Here is a 22,080-nt window from a genome sequence, read left to right on the forward strand (position 1 = left end):
AGAGATGAATGAAAGGGTGAAATTTGTAGCGATGGACAAGTTAGCAATTTGAAAGAATAGATCCAAAAACTCATCAGCTGCAAATAAATGCTAGCGCAAGAAAAGCTTCATTAACAGTTCATCTGTATATTCTGCCTTATTTTTCAATGCCTTTGATTCTACACCATAAACTTGAAAGCCTCGTTTCTGATAGAAATCAATGGCTGGCTGATTATCATCGGCAACACTCAGTAAAATTTGTTCGACATCGTCTTTGCTATATTCAATGACAGCATCCAGTAATTGACTGGCGATCCCTTGTCTTTGAAATTCTGGTTCAATAACTACGCTGGATAAATAGGCTTTATGACAAAGCTTTACCCCAAGCTCTCGTGTCAAAGCTGCTAAACCGATAATACTATTGTGGTGATAAACACCAAAGATAGTTGAATTTGATAAGCAGCTTTCAAAAAACGTCAATGGTTTCAGCACTTCTACGGCATAAGTAGAACCAAACATTTCTGGGGTGTTCACTAAAGCGGAGAGTCTAATCGCCCTAAAATCATTGAGCTCATTCACAGTTAGAATTTTAATTTCAACATCGAACATATTTATCTATATTTAATTTTTTATAGTGACACGGCTTAATTTAGCACATCGGCCTGATCTACGAACGACAATTGATCAGCAAATTATGATTTAAAAGTTTTCTATTTCAAATGCTGATGAAAACCAGACAATAAAAAAGACCGGTTATTACACCGGTCTTTTTTGGAACAACTGACTGTTCTACACGTAGAAGTATTATTTTACTTCACGGTCAACGAGTTCAACGTAAGCCATCGGTGCAGCATCACCTGCACGGAAGCCCGCTTTAAGAACACGAAGATAACCGCCGTTACGTTCTTTGTAACGAGGGCCAAGAACGGTAAATAATTTACCAACAGTTGCTGCAGAACGAGTACGAGCAAACGCTAAACGACGGTTTGCTACTGTATCGTTTTTAGCTAAAGTGATTAAAGGCTCAGCAACGCGGCGAAGTTCTTTCGCTTTAGGCAAAGTTGTTTTAATTAACTCGTGCTCTACTAAAGCATTTGTTAAATTTTGGAACAACGCCTTACGATGGCTGCTTGTACGGCCTAATTTCACACCACTATTACGATGACGCATGGTGATAGTCCTACTTAATTAACGGCTACGATAGGCAAAACGGTCATCCATACGGAGACTAGCGGGTGGCCAGTTCTCTAAACGCATGCCGAGTTGTAAACCTTTCGATGCCAAAACATCTTTGATCTCTGTTAACGATTTTTTACCTAGGTTAGGAGTTTTTAACAACTCAACTTCAGTACGTTGAACAAGATCACCAATGTAGTAAATATTTTCTGCCTTCAAACAGTTAGCAGAACGAACAGTAAGCTCGAGATCATCTACTGGACGAAGCAAGATCGGGTCAACTTCTTCGCGAGGTTCTTGAGCAACAGGCGTTTGATCTTTCTGAAGATCAACAAAAATTGCAATTTGTTGTTGCAAGATTGTTGCCGCTTTGCGGATTGCTTCTTCTGGATCAACAGTTCCGTTAGTCTCAAGATCGATCACTAACTTATCAAGATCGGTACGTTGTTCAACACGAGCATTTTCTACTGTGTATGAAACACGCTTGATTGGGCTATAAGAAGCATCTAACTGTAAACGACCTACTGGACGTGTTTCACCTTCAGGGAAACGTGAGTCAGATGTTTCATAACCACGACCTTGAGCAACTTTCAGGCGCATTTTTAATGAACCTGTAGAACTCAAAGTACCGATTAAATGATCAGGGTTAACCACTTCAACATTATGAGGTAAACGAAGGTCAGCTGCAGTTACATCACCTGCCCCTTGTTTCTCTAATGTTAAATATGCTTCATTTTGATCGAACAGCTTAATAGACAATCCTTTTAGGTTCAGCAAGAGCTCGACGATGTCCTGCTGCAAGCCTTCTAAAGTACTGTACTCGTGCTCGACACCTTCTATTTCCACTTCAACCACAGCAGCGCCAGGTAAAGAAGACAATAGAATGCGACGTAAAGCATTACCTAGAGTATGACCAAAGCCACGCTCTAAAGGTTCCAGAATCACTTTTGCCGAGGTCCCGCTCACCGCTTCGACCTTGATCGCTTGCGGAGTTAGAAACTCGTTTGCAGTACGCGTCATTTATTGCTACCTCAAGGATTATTTAGAATACAATTCTACAATCAAGCTTTCGTTGATTTCAGCAGGTAAATCAGAACGATCTGGCGCAGCTTTGAATGTACCTTCTAACTTAGAATGGTCAACTTCCATCCAAGCAGGGATACCACGTTGAGCAGCTAATTCAATTGCGTTTTTAATACGTAATTGTTGTTTAGCGCCTTCATGTACTGCAATTACATCACCAGCTTTAACTTGGATAGATGCAATGTTAACACGACGACCATTCAAAGTGATGCTACGGTGAGATACTAACTGACGAGCTTCTGCACGTGTAGAACCAAAACCCATGCGATAAACAACGTTATCAAGACGGCTTTCAAGCAATTTCAACAAGTTTTCACCTGTTGCGCCTTTCACACGAGCAGCTTCTTTGTAGTAGTTACTAAATTGACGCTCTAACACACCGTACATACGACGTACTTTTTGTTTTTCACGTAATTGTAGTGAGTACTCTGATTGTTTGCTACCACGAGCCCCGCCATGTTGGCCAGGAGCTTTAGCATGTTTTTTAGTCTTAACGTCAAACGGTTTAACGCCAGATTTTAATTGCAGGTCTGTCCCTTCGCGGCGAGAGAGTTTGCATTTTGGACCAATATAACGAGCCATGAATGTTTCTCCTTACACGCGACGTTTTTTAGGTGGACGGCAACCGTTGTGCGGAATTGGAGTCACATCGGTAATGCTGTTAATTTTATAACCCACTGCACCTAATGCACGAACCGCAGATTCACGACCAGGACCAGGACCTTTTACAAGGACGTCCAAGTTTTTCAAACCGTAATCTAAAGCAGCTTTACCAGCAACTTCAGCAGCTACCTGAGCAGCAAACGGAGTTGATTTACGTGATCCACGGAAGCCTTGTCCACCTGAGGTAGCCCAAGCCAATGCATTACCTTGACGATCGGTAATCGTAACAATGGTGTTATTAAAAGAAGCGTGAATGTGTGCGACACCTTCAGAGACGGTACGAGTGACCTTCTTGCGTGCGCGAGTATCTTTAGCCATCTTTTAGCTTCCAGAAATCTTATTTCTTAATAGGTTTGCGCGGACCTTTACGGGTACGTGCGTTAGTTTTGGTGCGTTGTCCGCGAACAGGCAAGCTGCGACGATGACGAAGACCGCGGTAGCAGCCTAAATCCATTAAACGTTTAATGTTCATGGAAATTTCGCGACGTAAATCACCTTCGGTCGGAACCTTAGCAACTTCTGCACGAATCGCATCAAGCTGAGCATCATCTAATTCACGGATCTTTGTAGTTTCAGTGATACCTACAGCAGCCAAGATGTTCTTAGCAGTGTGGCGACCTACACCAAAAATATACGTGAGAGAGATAACAGCATGCTTGTTATCCGGAATGTTTACACCGGCAATACGAGCCATTCAATTTTCTCCAAAAAGGCAGTCAAGATAATCAACCGCCCCACAAAAATCTTGAGGGGCGGATAATAACCTAATTAGCCTACTGAAATCAACAGGTCTTAATTAAATTAACCTTGACGCTGCTTATGACGAGGTTCTGCGCTACAAATTACGCGAATAACCCCATTACGACGGATAACTTTACAGCTACCACAAATTTTCTTTACAGAAGCTTGTACTTTCATGATGAAACCTTCTAAGTGCGCTTATCCCTTAGGATGAGCAGTCGTTTTTCTCATTAACGTTTGATTATCATATTGATGCGAAGTAAGGTGCGCTTGGAGTTGCGCCATAAAGTCCATTACCACTACCACTACAATCAGTAACGATGTCCCACCCAAATGGAATGGAATACCGAACGAGCTTTGTAGCACCATAGGCATTAAACACACTACGGTAATGTAGATTGCACCAATGAAGGTCAAACGGTTAAGAATATGATCTAAATAACGAGCCGTTTGCTCACCTGGGCGGATACCAGGCACATATGCCCCGCTACGCTTTAAATTCTCTGATACTTCTTTCGGGCTAAATACTAGCGCAGTATAGAAATAACAGAAGAAGATAATTAATGCGCCAAAGAGCATTAGATACAACGGCTGTCCAGGCGATAACACCAATGCCAGATCTTGTAGACTACGTTTTACAATCCCTGCATTTGGATCAGCACTTCCTAACCATTGCCCCAAGCTCGCTGGAAATAATAACAATGAGCTTGCAAAAATCGCTGGAATTACACCTGCCATATTAATTTTTAATGGCAAATGTGTCTGCTGTGCAGTAAATACACGACGACCTTGTTGCTTTTGTGCGTAATTCACTGGAATACGACGTTGTGCTTTTTCAATAAACACGATCGCAGCTAAAACGGCTAATGAGAGTAAGCCGAATACCACTAATCCAATTAAACTACCCTGACCATTTTGAACAGACGTAAACGACTGAATCACAAGATTCGGCAAACCTGCCACAATACCTGCGAAAATGATCATCGAGATACCATTACCAACACCACGTTCGGTAATTTGCTCGCCCAACCACATCAAGAACATTGTTCCCGCAACTAACGAAGTTACTGCTGGAACATAGAATGCCAAACCTGATGTTAAGGTAATACCTTGACTAATCAAGCCAGCACACATCCCTACACCTTGCACCAGTGCAAGAAATAAGGTGCCATAACGTGTGTATTGATTGATTTTACGTTTGCCTTGCTCGCCTTCTTTTTTCAAAGCTTCCAGCGAAGGGACTACCGTAGACATTAACTGCACGATAATAGATGCAGAAATATACGGCATGATTCCCAACGCTAGAATCGACATGCGTTCTAATGCACCGCCAGAGAACATATTAAATAAACCTAAGAAGGTACCTTCATTAGCTTTAAAGAAATGCGCTAGCGCTACATTATCAATCCCCGGCAACGGAATATGCGCTCCTAGTCGAAAGACCAACAACGCGCCAATCAAGAACATTAATCGACGAATAATTTCACGGTATTTCACATGAAATGGTTGGCCTTTCATCATGTTGACATGACCTGAAGAACTAGGAGTCATAGACACTCGAGATTACTCCTCGACTTTACCGCCAGCAGCTTCAACAGCAGCTTTAGCGCCTTTAGTCAACACAACACCTTGAACAGTGAATGCGCGAGTGATTTCACCAGAAAGAACGATGCGAGCACGAATTTGGTCACGACGAACAACATTCGCAGCTTTTAAAGTTTCAAGGCTAACAACATCACCTTCAACTTTATTCAGCTCAGACAAACGCACTTCAGCAGTTTTCAAAGCGATTTGGCTAGTGAAGCCGAATTTTGGTAAACGACGATATAACGCTGTTTGACCGCCTTCAAAGCCTGGACGAGTACCACCACTTTTACGTGAATTTTGACCTTTGACACCACGGCCACCAGTCTTACCAACGCCAGAACCAATACCACGGCCTAAACGACGGTTATCACGCTTAGCACCTTCTGCAGGTGCAAGTTCATTTAAACGCAGAGTCATGGCTTATTCCTCTACACTAACCATATAGTAAACTTTGTTGATCATACCACGGTTAGAAGGCGTATCTTGCACTTCTACAGTATGACCAATACGACGCAGACCTAAACCTTGAAGGCAAAGTTTATGATTTTTTAAACGATGCGAAGAAGATTTAGTCTGGGTAACTTTAATCGTTTTCATGATTGATTACCCTTGAATTTGTTCTACTGAAAGACCACGTTTCGCAGCGACTTTCTCAGGAGAAGTCATATCACGCAAACCTTTGAAAGTTGCGTTTACTACGTTAGCAGCATTTGTAGAACCATAACATTTAGCAAGTACGTTATGTACACCTGCAGCTTCAAGAACAGCACGCATAGCGCCACCAGCAATTACGCCAGTACCTTCTGAAGCAGGTTGCATGTATACACGGCTTGCGCCATGACGAGCATTCACAGGGTGTTGTAAAGTCGTACCCGCGAGGTCTACAGTAATCATGTTACGACGAGCAGCTTCAAGTGCTTTAGAAATAGCAGCTGGAACTTCACGTGCTTTACCACGACCAAAACCTACACGACCATTACCATCGCCCACAACAGTTAATGCTGTGAAAGAGAAGATACGACCACCTTTAACAACCTTGGCTACACGATCAACGGCAACCAGCTTTTCAACGAGACCTTCGTTTTGTTCAACTTTCGCCATGATTAGAACTCCAAGCCGCCTTCACGAGCAGCATCAGCCAAGGCTTTGATACGACCATGATATTTAAAACCAGAACGGTCAAATGCAACTTTGGTAACACCAGCTGCTTTAGCACGTTCTGCGATCAAAGCACCAACTTTTGTAGCTGCATCTACATTACCTGTAGAACCGCTACGCAAAGATGCATCTAAAGTTGAAGCTTGCGCTAAAACTTTTCCACCATCTGCTGAAATAACTTGCGCATAGATGTGACGCGGCGTGCGGTTTACACACAAACGAGTCGCACCCAATGCACGAATGTGCAAGCGTGTGCTTTTCGCACGACGCAAACGGGTTTGTTTCTTTTCGTTCATAAGAACCTCGCGCCTTATTTCTTCTTAGCTTCTTTACGAAGAATAACTTCATCCGAATAACGAACACCTTTACCTTTATATGGTTCAGGAGCACGATATGCACGGATTTCCGCTGCCACTTGACCTAACATCTGCTTGTTTGCTGATTTCAAAATGATTTCAGTCGCAGTTGGAGTTTCCGCTGTTACCCCTTCAGGTAAAGCGTAGTCAATCGGGTGTGAGTAACCAAGGTTAAGGTTTACAACAGTACCTTTAACCGCAGCTTTATAACCAACACCAACAAGCTGTAACTTACGTTCGAAGCCTTCGCTAACACCTTTTACAAGGTTGTTCAATACAGCGCGAGCAGTACCAGCTTGCATCCAAGCGTCTTTCGACTCTTTAGCCGGAGCAAGTTGAAGTTTACCTTCTTCCTGTTTTAGCTCGACCAGCGCATGCAGGTTGAAAGACAATGTACCTTTGCTGCCTTTCACTTCGACCTGCCGGCCGTTCTGAGTAACTGTTACACCATTAGGTACAGTTACTGGGGCTTTAGCCACACGAGACATGAGGAATCACCTATTAAGAAACAAAAGCAATAACTTCACCACCGATGCCCGCAGCACGTGCAGCGCGATCAGTCATGATGCCTTTGCTTGTAGAAACAATTGCAATACCTAAACCTTGCTTAACGCTAGGAATTTTATCTTTACCGCGGTATTGGCGAAGACCTGGACGGCTTACGCGCTTAACGGTTTCGATAACTGGTTTGCCTTCGAAATATTTTAAAGTAATTGTCAGCGTAGCTTTTGTCTCTTCTTGAGCAACTGCTACATCTGAAATATAACCTTCTTGTTGAAGTACGTTTGCAATTGCAACTTTCAACTTAGAAGAAGGCATAGAAACAGTTTGTTTCTTTGCCATTTGTGCGTTACGAACACGTGTTAGCATGTCGGCAACGGTATCTTGCATACTCATTTAGTCGCTCCTTACCAGCTTGCCTTAACAACGCCTGGTACATCACCCTGCATTACTGTGTCACGTAATTTGTTACGGCTTAAACCGAACTTACGGAAGTAACCATGAGGACGACCAGTTAAACCACAACGGTTACGAAGACGTACTGGAGATGCGTTACGCGGCAGTGCCTGTAACTTTAATGTCGCTTCGAAACGTTCTTCGTCACTTGCATTTACATTTGCAATCGTTGCTTTTAATTCAGCACGTTTTGCAGCGTATTTAGCAACTGTCTTTTCGCGTTTCAATTCGCGATTAATCATACCTTTCTTAGCCATATCGACCTCTTATTTGAACGGGAAGCCGAATGCACGCATAAGCGCACGGCCTTCGTCATCGCTACGAGCAGTTGTCGTAATAGTGATGTCTAAACCACGGATACGATCAATCTTGTCAAAATCGATTTCAGGGAAAACGATTTGCTCTTTTAAACCCATAGAGTAGTTACCACGACCATCAAATGATTTCGCAGAGAAACCACGGAAGTCACGGATACGAGGGATTGCGATCGAGATCAAACGATCCAAGAATTCGTACATTTGGTCGCCGCGTAAAGTAACTTTACAACCGATCGGCCAACCGTCACGGATTTTGAAACCAGCGATTGATTTACGCGCAAGCGTCACAACTGGTTTTTGACCAGCAATGAGTTGCATATCAGCAACAGCGCCATCTAATAATTTCTTATCAGTTGCAGCTGCGCCTACACCCATGTTAAGGGTGATTTTCGTGATGCGAGGAATATCCATCACGTTCTTAACGCTAAGTTCTTCTTGTAACTTCGCTTTAAGTTCGTCGTTGTAACGTGCTTTAAGTCTGGCCATTGCCTTTTCAACCTATTACTTCGCTACCGCCACTGATTCACCATTTGATTTATAAACACGAGTTTTCGCGCCATCAATCACTTGGTAACCAATACGGTCAGCCTTTTGGGTTGTAGCATTAAAAATTGCCACGTTTGAAATATGAAGCGTAGCCTCTTGAGTAACGATGCCGCCTTCAGCGCCAGTTACACGGTTTGGCTTTTGATGCTTCTTCACTAAGTTAAGACCTTCGACCTTAACTCGATCTTCAGAAACAGACAAAACAACACCTTGTTTGCCTTTTTCTTTACCTGCGATCACAATTACTTGATCGCCTTTTTTAATCTTAGCCATGATTGCCTCTTATAGAACTTCAGGAGCCAATGAAATGATTTTCATGAACTGTTCAGTACGAAGTTCACGAGTCACTGGTCCGAAGATACGAGTAGCAATCGGAGCTTTGTTGTTGTTCAAAATAACAGCTGCGTTATCGTCGAAACGAATAACTGAACCGTCTGGACGACGGATGCCGAATTTTGTACGAACAACTACAGCATTCATCACGTCACCTTTTTTAACACGTGCGCGTGGGATTGCTTCTTTTACAGTAACTTTAATAATATCGCCAACTGAAGCATAACGACGGTGTGAACCACCAAGTACTTTAATACATTGTACGCGGCGTGCACCACTGTTGTCTGCTACGTCGAGCATACTTTCGGTTTGAATCATTGCCCTACTCCAAAACCGAGCATCACCGGTCGCAATTTCGAAAGGCTCAAAGAGTACTCGAAATTGTCCGATGATGCAACAAGAACGTCTAATTACTCAGCAGCAGCTTCAACTACTTCCACTAAAGTCCAAGCTTTAGTTTTAGAAATTGGGCGGCTTTCTTTGATGGTTACCAAGTCGCCTAATTTAGCAACATTGTTCTCATCATGAGCGTGTAATTTAGTTGAACGGCGGATTGATTTGCCATACAACGGGTGTTGAACGCGGCGTTCAATAAGCACAACAATAGACTTGTCCATTTTGTCGCTTACGACTTTGCCGGTTAACGTGCGGACTGTTTTTTCACTCATTGTCCGTTCCCCTGTTTTTCGGTAAGGAGTGTCTTGATACGAGCAATTGTCTTACGAGCAATTTGCACTTCATGCGATTTGCCTAGTTGACCAGTTGCTTTCGCCATACGAAGACGGAATTGGTTAAGCTGTTGCTCATCAAGCAAAGCTTTCAACTCTTCTACCGACTTTTCACGTAGATCTTTAGTTTTCATTACATCACCGTCCGAGTCACGATAGTGGTTTTAAACGGGAGTTTAGCAGCAGCTAAAGCAAAAGCTTCACGCGCTAACTCATCGCTAACACCTTCAATTTCGTACAGGATCTTACCTGGCTGGATCTGACAAACCCAGTATTCCACGCTACCCTTACCTTTACCCATACGAACTTCTAATGGCTTTTCGGTAATTGGTTTGTCTGGGAATACGCGGATGAAGATTTTACCACCACGTTTGATACGACGGCTAATGGTACGACGTGCAGCTTCAATCTGACGCGCAGTCATACGACCACGTTCAGTTGCTTTAATTGCAATCGAACCAAATGATACTGTACTACCACGATGCGCTAGACCAGTGTTACGGCCTTTGTGCACTTTACGGAATTTGGTACGTTTAGGTTGCAACATGGATTATTCTCCCTTGTCAGCAGCACGGTCACCGCGACGACCACGACGCTCTTGACCTTCACCACGACCACGACCGCGTTTAGCTGGACGCTCTTCAGCAGGAGCAGGGTTCATGACTTGTTTCATGCCACCTAAGATCTCGCCACGGAAAATCCAAACTTTAACACCGATCGTACCGTATGTTGTTTCTGCACGCATAGTAGCATAGTCGATGTCAGCACGAAGTGTATGCAAAGGTACACGACCTTCACGATACCATTCAGTACGAGCAATCTCTGCACCACCTAAACGGCCAGAAACTTCAACTTTGATACCTTTAGCGCCAGCACGCATCGTATTTTGAACCGCACGCTTCATAGCACGACGGAACATAACACGCTTTTCTAATTGAGAAGCAATCGCTTCAGCAACTAAACGTGCGTCCAAGTCAGGGCGATCAATTTCATTGATGCTAACTTGAGCTGGAACACCCATAATGTTGGTGAGTTCGCGCTGTAATTTCTCAATATCTTCGCCTTTTTTACCGATAACGATACCAGGACGAGCCGTGCTAATTGTTACTTTAGCAGCGCCAGTAGGACGTTCGATAAGAATGTTGCTGATCATCGCGTTTTTAAGTTTTTTGATTAAAAACTCACGAACTTGAAGATCTTTAAGCAAGTATTCAGCGTATTGTTTCGGATTCGCATACCAGTTAGCGTTATGGCGTTTCACAACACCTAGGCGGATACCGATTGGATGAACCTTCTGACCCATATCAAACCCCTACCTTAACGGTGATGTGACAAGTACGCTTAGTAATACGATCTGCACGGCCTTTAGCGCGTGGCATGATACGTTTAAGGCTCATGCCTTCATCAACGTAAATCGTACTTACTTTAAGGTCATCAACATCTAAGCTGTTGTTGTGTTCAGCATTCGCGATTGCAGATTCAAGTGCTTTTTTAACGAGCACAGCTGCTTTCTTGTTGCTGAAGTTTAAAATGTCTAGCGCTCGCGCAACCGACTTACCACGGATCAAATCAGCAACTAAACGTGCTTTTTGTGCCGAGATAGCGGCACCGCGTAATTTAGCAGTAACTTCCATCATAGCACCTATTAACGTTTAGACTTCTTATCAACACCGTGACCACGATAGGTACGAGTTGGCGCGAATTCACCCAATTTATGACCAACCATGTGTTCAGTAACAATTACTGGAACGTGGTTACGGCCATTGTGAACAGAAATTGTTAAACCAACAAAGTCTGGAAGGATCATTGAACGACGTGACCAAGTTTTGATCGGCTTACGATTGTTAGCAGCTACAGCAGCTTCAACCTTAGCGAACAAATGCGCGTCGACGAATGGACCTTTTTTTAATGAACGAGGCATTATTCAGATTCCCTTACTTGACGCGACGGTCGCGAATAATCATCTTAGTCGTACGCTTATTGGTACGTGTCTTGTACCCTTTAGCTTTTTGACCCCATGGGCTTACAGGTTGAATACCTTTACTACGCCCTTCACCACCACCATGCGGGTGATCTACTGGGTTCATCGCCATACCACGAACGGTAGGACGAACACCGCGCCAGCGCGCAGCACCAGCTTTACCCAATGAACGAAGGTTGCTTTCTTGGTTAGAAACTTCACCAATAACAGCGCGACATTCAACATGGACTTTACGCATTTCACCAGAACGTAAACGAACGATAGCGTAAGAACCATCACGACCCAACAATTGAACTGAAGTACCAGCAGAACGTGCTAATTGAGCACCTTTACCGATTTTAAGTTCAAGGTTATGAAGGGTAGAACCGATTGGCATGTTGCGAAGTGGCAAGCAGTTACCTGGACGAATTGGAGCATCGTTACCAGATTGAACTTTATCACCAGCACGTAAGCCTTTAGGTGCAATGATGTAACGACGTTCACCGTCAGCATATTTCAACAAAGCAATATGAGCTGTACGGTTAGGATCGTATTCGATGCGCTCTACAGTCGCTGGAATACCATCTTTGTTACGTTTAAAGTCAACAATACGGTAGTTTTGCTTATGACCACCACCCACGTGACGTGTAGTGATGTGACCATTGTTATTACGACCACCAGTACGTTTTTTAGCTTCTACCAACGGTGCATAAGGCGCGCCTTTGTGAAGATGGTCATGAACCACTTTCTCTACAAAGCGACGTCCTGGAGACGTTGGCTTACATTTTTGAATTGGCATAATTCTCGTCCTTATTCCGCTGCGTTTTCAGCGGTATCGCCCAAGTCAGCCATTTCTACATCTTGGCCAGCTTTCAGGGTGACGTATGCTTTTTTCACATCAGAACGACGTCCTAATGTTTTACCAAAGCGTTTTGTTTTACCTTTAGTGATCGTTGTATTGATTTTTACAACTTCAACACCAAAGAGTTGCTCAACTGCTTTTTTGATTTCAAGTTTGTTTGCATTTAATGCAACTTTGAACACTTGAACACCAGCAGTATCACCTAAAACTTGTGCTTTTTCTGAGAATACTGGTCCTAATAGGACTTGATAGATACGTTCGTTGTTCATCCGAGTTCTACCTCAATTTTCTTAGCAGCAGCTACAGACATTACAACTTTATCAAATGCGATCAAGCTAACAGGATCAATAGCAGTAGCATCAACCACATCAACGTGTGGAAGGTTGCGAGCTGCGAGATACAAGTTCTCATCTACAGCATCTGTAATGATCAATGCGCGAGTTGCATTCAAGTCTGTAAGTTTTGCAAGCAAGTCTTTAGTTTTTGGAGCTGCAACAGCAAACTCTTCAACTAATACAAGACGATCTTGGCGAACAAGTTCAGCTAAGATACATTGCATTGCACCGCGATACATCTTACGGTTTACTTTTTGAGACCAATCTTGTGGGCGAGCAGCAAAAGTTTTACCACCACCTACCCAGATCGGGCTACGAATAGAACCCGCACGAGCGCGACCAGTACCTTTTTGACGGAATGGCTTTTTACCACCGCCAGAAACATCTGCACGTGATTTGTGAGCACGAGTACCTTGACGACCACCAGCTAAGTAAGCTGTAACAACTTGGTGTACAAGAGCTTCGTTAAATTCACGTCCGAAAGCAACTTCAGACAATTCAACAGCAGAGCCGGAAACAGTTTTTAAATTCACAGTATTTCCCCTCAGGCCTTGATGGTAGGACGTACGATAACGTCACCGCCAGTTGAACCAGGAATAGCACCCTTAACAACTAAAACAGAACGTTCAGCGTCAATAGATACGATTTCAAGACCTTGAACTGTTACGCGTTCGTCACCTAAGTGACCAGCCATTTTCTTGCCTTTGAACACGCGACCAGGTGTCTGGTTTTGACCTGTAGAACCTAATACACGGTGAGATACAGAGTTACCATGAGTAGCATCTTGCGTACGGAAATTCCAACGCTTAACACCACCTTGGAAACCTTTACCTTTTGATTGACCAGTTACGTCAACAATTTGACCAACTGTGAACAAATCAACACCGATAGAAGCACCCACTTCACGGCCTTCAAGCTCAGCTTCAGTAACACGGAACTCTTTAACTAAACGACCAGCAGCAACACCCGCTTTCGCGAAGTGACCTTTCTGAGCGTTAGTTACGCGCGATTCGCGACGTTCACCAGTAGTTACTTGAATTGCTTGATAACCATCAGTTTCAAGTGTTTTGATTTGCGTAATGCGGTTTGGATCGACTTCGATAACTGTAACAGGTACAGATACACCAGCATCTGTAAAGACGCGAGTCATACCACATTTGCGACCGACTAAACCAATAGCCATGTGCATAAACCTCTAATAAAGCGGCCTAATTAACTTAAAAGTTAATCAACCGAAAGCCTTAACCCAAAGCGATCTGAACATCTACACCAGCAGCAAGATCTAACTTCATCAATGCATCAACAGTTTTATCTGTTGGTTGAACGATGTCGATCAAACGTTTATAAGTGCGGATTTCATACTGGTCACGAGCGTCTTTGTTGACGTGTGGTGAAGTAAGAACGTTGAAGCGTTCGATGCGAGTAGGCATCGGGATTGGACCACACACTTGTGCGCCAGTACGCTTAGCGGTTTCTACGATCTCTTGAGCAGATTGATCAATCAGACGATGATCAAAAGACTTCAAACGGATACGAATTCTCTGGTTAGACATACCAGTAAACTCCAAGCCAAATATATAAAGAATCACCCATGACGCACCTCACCTTTTGGTAAGTGTCAAGGGCAGTGAAAATCACTATGGTCGTGATCGATGCCACGACTGTAATGCGTTGACTACTTTCTTCGTAGTGAACGCCCTCCATTTGAGGGTCGCCCATTATAACGATTGTTTAAGTCTTATGCAATTCCTCTTTTCATTTTTTAAGCATTTTCTCCGTTCAAGCACTCACGACATAATCAATTGCCTGATTCAACAAACGATTGCCTTGCTCAAATTTATTTTTCAAAGTTCTTTTTAATTCAGACATCGGCTGCACATATGCGCCATTAAAAACAGCCATCTCTTCTTCATTTTCAATTAACAAGGCCAATGCATGGGGCGTCATTTCCGGATGAAACTGAAATCCCAATACATTCCGTCCAATTTGATACATTTGATTGCGGCATACTTTATTCTCCGCCAGACGAATTCCACCTTTCGGGATTTCAAAGGTCTCACTATGCCATTGTAAAATATTCAACCGTTCCGGAATCTGAAAATAGTCGTCTGGTACGTGTGAAGCACGTCCAACATCCATCCAGCCCAATTCCTGATGAGGGTTACGACCCACTGCCGCTCCCAACGCATTTGCGATCAACTGCGCACCCAAACACAGGCCAATCGCAGGTTTGCCTGCTGCCAAATATCGGCGCAGCCATCTCTTTTCCAATCTCAACCAAGGATAATTTACCTCATCATTCACACTCATGGTTCCCCCCATAATAATCAGTAGATCAACCTCATCTACACGTGGCAGGGCTTCCAGTTCCAATGGCAAATCAACGGGTAAGGCAAAAAATTCAGTTGCGGTAATTTTTGCTTGATGTGCTTTCAAATAGTCATAACAACTGCCAAAACCTTCGCCAGCAATGTGCTGAAAATAATGTACTCTTAAATGCGACTTCATGCGCTAAAACCTATTATCGTTAGAATGATGATTAGTCTTAGCAAAAATAAAGCCAGTTTTTAACGATTGCTTTAATCTGTAACGATTCAGCACAAAAGCAGCAAAGTACTAGTCGCCTGTCCAATTTTCTCTTAACCTAACTCATTATCTTGACTTGATTCTGCCCTATGACAACACACAATAAAGTACAAACCCAGTTGATTCATGCACCTAGACAAGCTCCTCAATACATTGAAACCATTCAACCTCCCCTATTTCGTGCATCGACGATTATTTTTAAAAGCACAGCGCACCTTTTTGATCGTCATTGGACTGATGCTTATGACTATAGTTATGGTACCCATGGCACACCAACCACCTTTACTTTAGGGGACAATATTGCCCAAATTGAAGGCGGGCGTTATTGCCTGCTTGCACCGAGTGGTTTATCCGCGATTAATCTCGTGAATAGTGCAATTTTAAATTCGGGTGATGAGGTCTGGGTGGCAGACAACATCTATGGCCCCAATCTGGAACATTTAAACAACTTGCAAGACCGTTATGGCATCACGGTTAAAATATACAACCCTGTTGACGCTGACAGTTTTCAACCGACCGAAAAAGCCAAACTGATCTGGCTCGAAGCAGCAGGATCGGTCACACTCGAATTTCCCGATTTAAAAAACTTGGTAAAAAAAGCCCAACAAGCCAAGGTGCTCACCGCACTGGACAATACCTGGGGCGCTGGGCTGGCATTTAATGCCTTTGATTTTTCAGATGAGCATCTGTCCGTAGACATCACCGTGCATGCATTGACCAAATACCCAAGTGGCGGGGGGGATATCCTGATGGGCTCAGTCGTGACCCGTGACCAAGCACTCCATCACAGACTGTTTCGCATGCATGCGATTCAAGGCATTGCAATTTCAGGGGATGATGCGGCGCAAATTCAGCGCAGTCTGGCACATATGTCTTTACGTTATGAGCAACAAGCTCAGAATGCGCAGCTCCTGCTTGATTGGCTCAAGCAACAACCTCAGTTCAGTCAGGTTTTACATCCAAGTTCACCAGATGCAGCAGGTCATTCATTCTGGAGCGAGATTTGTACCACAGGCAAAAGTGCAGGTTTGGTCAGTGTCATTTTCAAAGCTGAATATGATCTGGCCGCGACCCGAAAATTCTGTGACAACTTAAGACTCTTTAAACTTGGGTTTAGCTGGGGTGGCCCCGTCAGTCTAGTCATGCTGTATGACCTCAAACAGATACGCACATTAGAGAATACACATTTACAACAAGGTTTACTGGTTCGCTTCTGTATAGGACTAGAACATCCCGAAGATTTAATTCAAGATATCCAAAACGCACTAAAACAGCTCGAATGAAATTAGAAACAGGTGAAGAATGAGTACACCAATCGTTATTGCTAAAAAAACCACAGATACGACACAAGATATTGTTTTGCATTCTAAATTTGCAAACCGACACGGCCTGATTGCAGGTGCCACAGGAACGGGCAAAACCGTCACGCTCAAAGTCATGGCCGAAAGTTTTTCTCGCCTCGGCGTCCCTGTTTTTCTTGCTGACGCCAAAGGCGATGTCTCCAGTCTTGCCAAAGCCGGTAGCAGCAATCCAAAGTTTGATGAGCGCTTAAAAAGCCTGCAGATAGAATCCATTCCTTTTGCCGCTGCGCCTGTCATTTTTTGGGATTTATTTGGTCAGCAAGGTCATCCGATTCGCACCACCATTTCAGAAATCGGCCCTCTTCTTTTGGCACAAATGCTGAATCTGAATGACACCCAAGAAGGTGTGCTTTCAGCTGTATTTCGAATTGCCGATGATCAAGGTCTACTGCTGATTGACTTCAAAGACCTTAAATCCATGCTAAGCTACGTCAGTGAAAACGCCTCTGAGCTTAAAGCCGAATATGGCAACCTCTCTCCTGCCAGTTTGGGTGCAATCCAACGTAATTTACTGGCTTTAGGCGATCAAGGTGGTGAACAGTTCTTTGGCGAGCCAAGCCTGAATATCCTCGATTTCATTCAAACCGATAGCAATGGCCATGGCTATATCAACATTCTCGCTGCTGATAAGTTGATGAACACCCCGAAGCTGTATGCCACCTTCCTATTGTGGATGATGTCGGAACTGTTTGAGCAACTCCCTGAAGTCGGCGATATGGACAAACCGAAGTTAGTGTTCTTCTTTGATGAAGCCCATTTATTGTTTGATAATGCCAGCCCAGCCTTACAGCAAAAGATTGAACAAGTGGTCCGCCTGATCCGTTCTAAAGGTGTGGGAATTTATTTTATCACCCAGAATCCACTGGATTTGCCAGAAAGCGTTTTAGGACAATTGGGGAATCGCGTACAACATGCCTTACGCGCCTTCACCCCCAAAGATCAAAAAGCAGTCAAAACTGCAGCCGATACTTTCCGCGCCAATCCTGAGTTTAAAGTCGATCAAGCGATTACCGAACTCGCAGTCGGTGAAGCCTTGATTAGCTGCCTTGATGAACAAGGAACACCACAAATCGTGGAGCGCGGTTGGGTGATGCCCCCTTACTCTTCCTTTACCCCAATTACTCCCGAAGAACGCCAAGTGATTATTGGGCAAAGTATTGTCGCAGGCGTCTATGACCAAGCGGTGGATCGGGACAGCGCCTATGAAATGCTGCAAAAGAAAGTATTGCAACAATCCCAGCAGAAAGAAGCCGATGAGTTAGCCAAACAGCAAAGCAAAGAGCAAGATGCATTGGCCAAACAACAAGCCAAAGAACAAGAACGTTTTGCGCGCGAGCAACAAAAAGCTGCTGAAAAATCCCAACGTGATCGGGAAAAGCTCACTCAAGATATCGTCGGAACTTTTGCTAAAAGCGCTGCACGCAGCCTAGGTGGCACTACAGGACAGAAAATTGTACGTGGTTTACTGGGCTCACTATTTGGTAAATAAAAACCTTATCTTTCTAAAAATTAAGGGATATTTTAATATCCCTTAATTTTTTTATGGCTTTTATTTAAATATGCATTGCAAATACACCTTATAAGATGTATTTTAAATACACCTTATAAGCAATCGCCAAGAGAGATCAAACATGACTCCGCAGCAAATTGACCTAGTAAAAGCCACTGTTCCTGTTCTGCGTGAAAATGGTGTTGCATTGACTGGATACTTTTATAACCGTATGTTAAGCAATCATCCCGAATTAAAAGAAACCTTTAATATGGGTCATCAGCGTAGCGGTGCTCAAGCACAGGCATTGGCTGGCGCTGTGTTGGCTTATGCTGAAAATATCGAAGACCCTTCGGTACTATTGCCTGTGGTTGAAATGATTGCACATAAACATGTGAGCTTGAATATTCAAGCTCCTGATTACGGTATTGTCGGTGAAAACCTGCTGCATTCAATCAGTGAGGTACTCAGCATCTCGATGGAAGATCCATTGATCGCAGCTTGGGCTGCCGCTTATGGCCAATTGGCAGATTTATTTATCAGCACTGAAAAAGCGATTTATGATCAACACCAACAAGCGAAAGGCAGTTGGTTAGGCTGGCGTAATTTCAAGATTGCCAAAAAAGTCGTAGAAAGCAATGAAATCACCTCTTTCTATTTAGCACCTGTCGATGGCGGCGCATTACCGCACTACGAAGCAGGCCAATATATTTCAGTTCGCGTGTTTGTCCCTGAATTAAACTTAAGACAACCGCGTCAGTACACGCTATCAACCAGCCCACAAGCGGATTATTTACGTATCTCGGTGAAACGTGAAGATGAAAAAGGTGAGCTTGCAGGGGGCTGGGTATCTAGCACTTTACACAGTTTGGCTGAAGGTTCAGAGATTGAAGTGTCTGCACCCACAGGTCATTTCTATCTGATTGACAGTACTAAACGCAATGTCTTTATCAGTGGTGGTGTGGGCCTTACTCCAATGATTGCCATGCTGAATCAGTTGGTGACTCTGGATCTACCACAACCCGTTAACTTCATTCACGCCTGTCGTAGCAGCCAAGTGCATGCCATGAAGAAACACATTGAAGAGGTTAAAGCCAAATACCCTCGTTTAATTACCTTCACGGCCTATGAATTCCCACATGCAGAAGATGTATTGGGTCAAGATTATGATGCTGCTGGCCGGCTTGATTTAAGCACGATGGATGCAGCCTTATTACCAAGCAATGCCGACTATTATTTATGTGGCCCAATGCCATTTATGGCAGCACAACATCAGGCACTGGTTGCACGAGGTATTCCTGCGGCCAATATTCACAGTGAAGCCTTTGGTACCGGTGGTGTGAAGCTCAGCTAATTCGCGCGACGTTTTGCAGAGGGCCCGTCTATGTTAGACTGGCCCTTTCTATTTTAAGCAATCAATTGAGTGAAATCCCATGCAACTCAATAAATTTACTGATTATGCACTCAGAATTCTGATGTATGTCGCTCGCCCGAGTGATGTACCGTACACGATTGCAGATATTGCTGAAGATTTGCATGTGTCGCAAAATCACTTGGTGAAAGTGGTGCACTTCATGGGGAAACAACACTGGATTGTCACCATCCGTGGTAAAGGCGGTGGTTTAAGGTTAAATCCAGAAGCCAAGAATTTGAAACTCGGTGAAATTGTCCGAACCTTACAAGGTAACCATCAAATTGTTGAGTGCAATACCCCTCCCTGTGTCCTTCGAGCCAACTGTGGACTGAAAGGTATTTTAGATCAGGCACTCGAATGTTTTTATCAGAGTCTGGATCAATATACGCTCGGCGAAGTGGTACAACACGGTATTCTACCCTCTTCAACTCGCTCAAATATCGACTTTTTAGAACTGATTCAAAAAGCTTAAACCATCTATGCAGATGAGGGTTCGCACGAATGCCCCACATCCTTTATAATGGTCGTTGCTATTTCTATTCAAAAGTAAGCTTCTATGCGTCGCAGTGAAAAATCGAAAGACACCAAAGCCAAACTCGCACCTAAACAAAAAATCAGTTATGAAAAAAAGGCTGATCCTGCGTTAACTGAATATGCAGTTCAGTCTTTAACGTGGTTACGCCAAGCTGAATTTTTGATGAGTGCGCCGAAACTGGCTTTATGCGTAGAAGATACAGGTTATGAAATCGCCTTCGCTGGTCGTTCCAATGCAGGTAAATCAAGTGCGATCAATACTTTAACCAATCAAAAGCAATTGGCACGTGCCTCTAAAAAACCTGGTCGTACCCAAATGATCAACTTTTTTAGTTTAGGCAATCCTGATCAGCGCTTGGTCGACTTACCGGGTTATGGCTATGCCGCAGTTCCTGAGGCCATGAAAATTGTTTGGCAGAAAGAGCTGGAAAATTATTTAATTCATCGTAAGAGCTTACAGGGCTTGGTGTTATTAATGGATATCCGTCATCCATTACAGCACTTTGACTTGATGATGCTGGAATGGGCACATTCACGTCATTTATTTGTGCATATCCTGCTCACCAAAGCGGATAAGCTGAACCGTGGCCCAGCCAATAAAGTCTTGTTAGAAGTGAAACAGCAGTTGAAAAAGATGAAACTTGATTTCTCTATTCAACTGTTCTCTTCGCTCAATCGTATCGGGCTAGAAGAGTTGGCAAGTGTGATGGCTGGTCGCTTGAACTTCACTCTTGATCAACCGGCCGAATTTAACCTTGATCAGATTGCTGAAGCTTCAGAAACTGATCTAGAAGAGTAAAAAATGCATTTTATGCAACTTGATGCACAAAATAATTTTTAATTGTCCCGAATTGCTAAACACAAACACTAGGTAGTTTTCATATACTGCTTAGTGTTGGTTTATTGCACTATCGATTAGGACTAAATAACAATGAAATTACTATCATTTGTGAAGAACAAAGTTCTTGGTTCTTCGATTGACTATAAAATCCTCCCACGCAAAGTAAAATTTGACTGGGAAAATACACCAGTGGATTGGATTCCTCACCAACCTTTTGCCAGCTATTTTATTAATGAAATTAACAATATCTTACCTGCTGGTGAATTTTGGTTTTGTCGTTTATATAACAAAGTCCTGCCTGAAATTACTGATGAAAAATTAAAGCAAGATGTCCAAGCCTTTATTCGTCAGGAAGCGATGCATGCGGTTGCACATACTTCAGCCAATAAAGAATATCTCAGTAAACGTAATATCGATATTCAGCGTAATCTCGACATCATGGACTTTCTGTTTACCAAAGTATTAGCTGACAAGCCCTTTGATAAAGAGATTCCAAAAGCATTAGAGCATCAATGGGATTTATTCCGCCTAGGTGTGATTGCAACCGTTGAGCATATGACCTGTGTACTGGGTAAATATGCGCTGTACAACAAACGCTGGCAAGAACTAGGGGCTGACCCTGAAATGCTTGATCTAATCAAGTGGCATGGTTCTGAAGAGATCGAACACCGTACCGTTGCATTTGACCTTTACCGTCATTTAGGTGGTGGTTATATCGCCCGTTATTACCTGAGTGTTGCTGTGATTATTGGTGTACTTGGCCTCTGGGTCGATGGTGCAGCACATATCATGAGCCAAGATCCACGCTTTGCAGCGAAAAAGCCAAGCGTGTTTAAACCTTGGATCTGGATTGAGTGGTCAAAGATTGCGTTACAAGACGCCAAGATTTTACCTGGCCCAGCATGGTTGGTGGCACAACAGTTAGACTACCTCATGCCATGGTATGACCCTGTCAAAGAAGGCAATACGCAGGATGCCGTGAATTATCTCAATAATTCACCTGCTGCAAAACGCGCTTTACAGCAAGCCGCTTAAATCTTACATATAAAAAAAAGCAGGAATGATTTCCTGCTT

36 protein-coding genes are annotated in these 22,080 nt (G+C 43.5%); 6 read left to right on the top strand and 30 right to left on the bottom strand.

The genetic code is table 11. The annotated features are described in order from the left end of the window. Positions 1-90: 90 nt before the first annotated feature. The 30 genes from Aba26S_RS08550 to Aba26S_RS08695 form a co-directional block, all read right to left on the bottom strand. On the bottom strand, positions 91-588 hold the full coding sequence (locus tag Aba26S_RS08550) for a GNAT family N-acetyltransferase (RefSeq protein ID WP_043971384.1): 498 nt from the start codon (positions 586-588) through the stop codon (positions 91-93). 195 nt (positions 589-783) lie between these two features. Next, positions 784-1,149: a 50S ribosomal protein L17 gene (gene rplQ / locus Aba26S_RS08555; protein ID WP_004641032.1), complete on the bottom strand. Its 366-nt coding sequence runs from the start codon at positions 1,147-1,149 to the stop codon at positions 784-786. 18 nt (positions 1,150-1,167) lie between these two features. Then, positions 1,168-2,175, bottom strand: coding sequence for a DNA-directed RNA polymerase subunit alpha (gene rpoA, locus Aba26S_RS08560; RefSeq protein ID WP_004657700.1), 1,008 nt, complete (start codon positions 2,173-2,175; stop codon positions 1,168-1,170). A gap of 18 nt (positions 2,176-2,193) precedes the next feature. Further along, on the bottom strand, positions 2,194-2,820 hold the full coding sequence (gene rpsD, locus Aba26S_RS08565; RefSeq protein WP_005238565.1) for a 30S ribosomal protein S4: 627 nt from the start codon (positions 2,818-2,820) through the stop codon (positions 2,194-2,196). 12 nt (positions 2,821-2,832) lie between these two features. Then, on the bottom strand, positions 2,833-3,219 hold the full coding sequence (gene rpsK / locus Aba26S_RS08570) for a 30S ribosomal protein S11 (protein WP_004281491.1): 387 nt from the start codon (positions 3,217-3,219) through the stop codon (positions 2,833-2,835). 19 nt (positions 3,220-3,238) lie between these two features. Then, entirely contained in the window at positions 3,239-3,595 is a 357-nt protein-coding gene (gene rpsM / locus Aba26S_RS08575; protein ID WP_004657696.1) for a 30S ribosomal protein S13, read from the bottom strand. Positions 3,596-3,702: 107 nt separating this feature from the next. After that, positions 3,703-3,819 carry a 50S ribosomal protein L36 gene (rpmJ, locus tag Aba26S_RS08580; protein WP_000867907.1) on the bottom strand — a complete coding sequence of 39 codons (117 nt, stop codon included), beginning with the start codon at positions 3,817-3,819 and terminating at the stop codon, positions 3,703-3,705. A gap of 21 nt (positions 3,820-3,840) precedes the next feature. Then, positions 3,841-5,160: a preprotein translocase subunit SecY gene (secY, locus tag Aba26S_RS08585; protein WP_171067087.1), complete on the bottom strand. Its 1,320-nt coding sequence runs from the start codon at positions 5,158-5,160 to the stop codon at positions 3,841-3,843. Between the two features lie 45 nt (positions 5,161-5,205). Further along, positions 5,206-5,646, bottom strand: a complete 441-nt coding sequence (gene rplO / locus Aba26S_RS08590; RefSeq protein WP_005238561.1) for a 50S ribosomal protein L15 — start codon at positions 5,644-5,646, stop codon at positions 5,206-5,208. Between the two features lie 3 nt (positions 5,647-5,649). Then, complete coding sequence (gene rpmD / locus Aba26S_RS08595; RefSeq protein ID WP_000849088.1) at positions 5,650-5,826, bottom strand: 50S ribosomal protein L30; 177 nt, start codon at positions 5,824-5,826, stop codon at positions 5,650-5,652. A 6-nt stretch (positions 5,827-5,832) separates the two neighbouring features. After that, the gene (gene rpsE / locus Aba26S_RS08600) at positions 5,833-6,330 is read right to left on the bottom strand and encodes a 30S ribosomal protein S5 (RefSeq protein WP_004657688.1); all 498 of its coding nucleotides are present in this window, start codon (positions 6,328-6,330) and stop codon (positions 5,833-5,835) included. A gap of 2 nt (positions 6,331-6,332) precedes the next feature. Next, entirely contained in the window at positions 6,333-6,683 is a 351-nt protein-coding gene (rplR, locus tag Aba26S_RS08605) for a 50S ribosomal protein L18 (protein WP_005147119.1), read from the bottom strand. 14 nt (positions 6,684-6,697) lie between these two features. Next, on the bottom strand, positions 6,698-7,231 hold the full coding sequence (gene rplF / locus Aba26S_RS08610; RefSeq protein WP_005238560.1) for a 50S ribosomal protein L6: 534 nt from the start codon (positions 7,229-7,231) through the stop codon (positions 6,698-6,700). A 13-nt stretch (positions 7,232-7,244) separates the two neighbouring features. Continuing rightward, a complete protein-coding gene (gene rpsH / locus Aba26S_RS08615) occupies positions 7,245-7,640 on the bottom strand; it encodes a 30S ribosomal protein S8 (RefSeq protein WP_004775883.1) in 396 nt (131 codons plus the stop codon). Positions 7,641-7,651: 11 nt separating this feature from the next. After that, a complete protein-coding gene (gene rpsN / locus Aba26S_RS08620; RefSeq protein ID WP_004641050.1) occupies positions 7,652-7,957 on the bottom strand; it encodes a 30S ribosomal protein S14 in 306 nt (101 codons plus the stop codon). Positions 7,958-7,966: 9 nt separating this feature from the next. Continuing rightward, positions 7,967-8,503: a 50S ribosomal protein L5 gene (gene rplE / locus Aba26S_RS08625; protein ID WP_004657683.1), complete on the bottom strand. Its 537-nt coding sequence runs from the start codon at positions 8,501-8,503 to the stop codon at positions 7,967-7,969. Between the two features lie 15 nt (positions 8,504-8,518). Further along, entirely contained in the window at positions 8,519-8,836 is a 318-nt protein-coding gene (gene rplX, locus Aba26S_RS08630; RefSeq protein ID WP_004641054.1) for a 50S ribosomal protein L24, read from the bottom strand. 9 nt (positions 8,837-8,845) lie between these two features. Beyond that, positions 8,846-9,214 (bottom strand): 50S ribosomal protein L14, encoded by a 369-nt coding sequence (gene rplN / locus Aba26S_RS08635; RefSeq protein ID WP_004657680.1) that lies wholly within the window; start codon positions 9,212-9,214, stop codon positions 8,846-8,848. Positions 9,215-9,306: 92 nt separating this feature from the next. Next, positions 9,307-9,564, bottom strand: coding sequence for a 30S ribosomal protein S17 (rpsQ, locus tag Aba26S_RS08640; RefSeq protein WP_004657679.1), 258 nt, complete (start codon positions 9,562-9,564; stop codon positions 9,307-9,309). Next, positions 9,561-9,758 carry a 50S ribosomal protein L29 gene (gene rpmC / locus Aba26S_RS08645; protein WP_000849927.1) on the bottom strand — a complete coding sequence of 66 codons (198 nt, stop codon included), beginning with the start codon at positions 9,756-9,758 and terminating at the stop codon, positions 9,561-9,563. Before rpmC ends, rpsQ begins: the two co-directional genes overlap by 4 nt. Next, entirely contained in the window at positions 9,758-10,171 is a 414-nt protein-coding gene (gene rplP, locus Aba26S_RS08650) for a 50S ribosomal protein L16 (RefSeq protein WP_004657678.1), read from the bottom strand. The genes rpmC and rplP overlap by 1 nt, the downstream gene beginning before the upstream one ends. Before the next feature lie 3 nt (positions 10,172-10,174). Next, positions 10,175-10,927, bottom strand: coding sequence for a 30S ribosomal protein S3 (gene rpsC, locus Aba26S_RS08655; RefSeq protein WP_004657677.1), 753 nt, complete (start codon positions 10,925-10,927; stop codon positions 10,175-10,177). 1 nt (position 10,928) lies between these two features. After that, entirely contained in the window at positions 10,929-11,258 is a 330-nt protein-coding gene (gene rplV, locus Aba26S_RS08660) for a 50S ribosomal protein L22 (protein WP_005238559.1), read from the bottom strand. An 11-nt stretch (positions 11,259-11,269) separates the two neighbouring features. Next, positions 11,270-11,545 carry a 30S ribosomal protein S19 gene (gene rpsS, locus Aba26S_RS08665; protein ID WP_004775885.1) on the bottom strand — a complete coding sequence of 92 codons (276 nt, stop codon included), beginning with the start codon at positions 11,543-11,545 and terminating at the stop codon, positions 11,270-11,272. Between the two features lie 13 nt (positions 11,546-11,558). Continuing rightward, entirely contained in the window at positions 11,559-12,383 is an 825-nt protein-coding gene (gene rplB, locus Aba26S_RS08670; RefSeq protein WP_004657675.1) for a 50S ribosomal protein L2, read from the bottom strand. 11 nt (positions 12,384-12,394) lie between these two features. Further along, on the bottom strand, positions 12,395-12,715 hold the full coding sequence (gene rplW / locus Aba26S_RS08675) for a 50S ribosomal protein L23 (RefSeq protein ID WP_004641070.1): 321 nt from the start codon (positions 12,713-12,715) through the stop codon (positions 12,395-12,397). Further along, positions 12,712-13,314 (bottom strand): 50S ribosomal protein L4, encoded by a 603-nt coding sequence (rplD, locus tag Aba26S_RS08680; RefSeq protein WP_004804113.1) that lies wholly within the window; start codon positions 13,312-13,314, stop codon positions 12,712-12,714. The genes rplW and rplD overlap by 4 nt, the downstream gene beginning before the upstream one ends. Before the next feature lie 11 nt (positions 13,315-13,325). Next, positions 13,326-13,964 (bottom strand): 50S ribosomal protein L3, encoded by a 639-nt coding sequence (rplC, locus tag Aba26S_RS08685; protein WP_004657674.1) that lies wholly within the window; start codon positions 13,962-13,964, stop codon positions 13,326-13,328. Positions 13,965-14,022: 58 nt separating this feature from the next. Then, positions 14,023-14,334, bottom strand: a complete 312-nt coding sequence (rpsJ, locus tag Aba26S_RS08690; RefSeq protein WP_000070912.1) for a 30S ribosomal protein S10 — start codon at positions 14,332-14,334, stop codon at positions 14,023-14,025. Positions 14,335-14,560: 226 nt separating this feature from the next. Beyond that, complete coding sequence (locus tag Aba26S_RS08695) at positions 14,561-15,289, bottom strand: type 1 glutamine amidotransferase (protein WP_005238558.1); 729 nt, start codon at positions 15,287-15,289, stop codon at positions 14,561-14,563. Between the two features lie 167 nt (positions 15,290-15,456). On the opposite strand from Aba26S_RS08695, the gene Aba26S_RS08700 reads away from it, so the two are divergent. The 6 genes from Aba26S_RS08700 (at position 15,457) to Aba26S_RS08725 (ending at position 22,041) form a co-directional block, all read left to right on the top strand. Continuing rightward, complete coding sequence (locus tag Aba26S_RS08700; RefSeq protein ID WP_043971397.1) at positions 15,457-16,650, top strand: PLP-dependent transferase; 1,194 nt, start codon at positions 15,457-15,459, stop codon at positions 16,648-16,650. A gap of 19 nt (positions 16,651-16,669) precedes the next feature. Continuing rightward, a complete protein-coding gene (locus Aba26S_RS08705; protein ID WP_043971400.1) occupies positions 16,670-18,217 on the top strand; it encodes a helicase HerA-like domain-containing protein in 1,548 nt (515 codons plus the stop codon). A 142-nt stretch (positions 18,218-18,359) separates the two neighbouring features. Then, entirely contained in the window at positions 18,360-19,571 is a 1,212-nt protein-coding gene (gene hmpA, locus Aba26S_RS08710; protein WP_043971402.1) for an NO-inducible flavohemoprotein, read from the top strand. 79 nt (positions 19,572-19,650) lie between these two features. Beyond that, entirely contained in the window at positions 19,651-20,103 is a 453-nt protein-coding gene (locus tag Aba26S_RS08715) for an Rrf2 family transcriptional regulator (RefSeq protein WP_005238554.1), read from the top strand. Between the two features lie 84 nt (positions 20,104-20,187). After that, positions 20,188-20,964, top strand: coding sequence for a ribosome biogenesis GTP-binding protein YihA/YsxC (gene yihA / locus Aba26S_RS08720; protein WP_005238553.1), 777 nt, complete (start codon positions 20,188-20,190; stop codon positions 20,962-20,964). A 132-nt stretch (positions 20,965-21,096) separates the two neighbouring features. Further along, a complete protein-coding gene (locus Aba26S_RS08725) occupies positions 21,097-22,041 on the top strand; it encodes a metal-dependent hydrolase (protein WP_005238552.1) in 945 nt (314 codons plus the stop codon). The last annotated feature ends 39 nt before the right edge of the window (positions 22,042-22,080 follow it).

The organism is Acinetobacter sp. NBRC 110496 (genome assembly GCF_000876115.1).
GTDB lineage: Bacteria > Pseudomonadota > Gammaproteobacteria > Pseudomonadales > Moraxellaceae > Acinetobacter.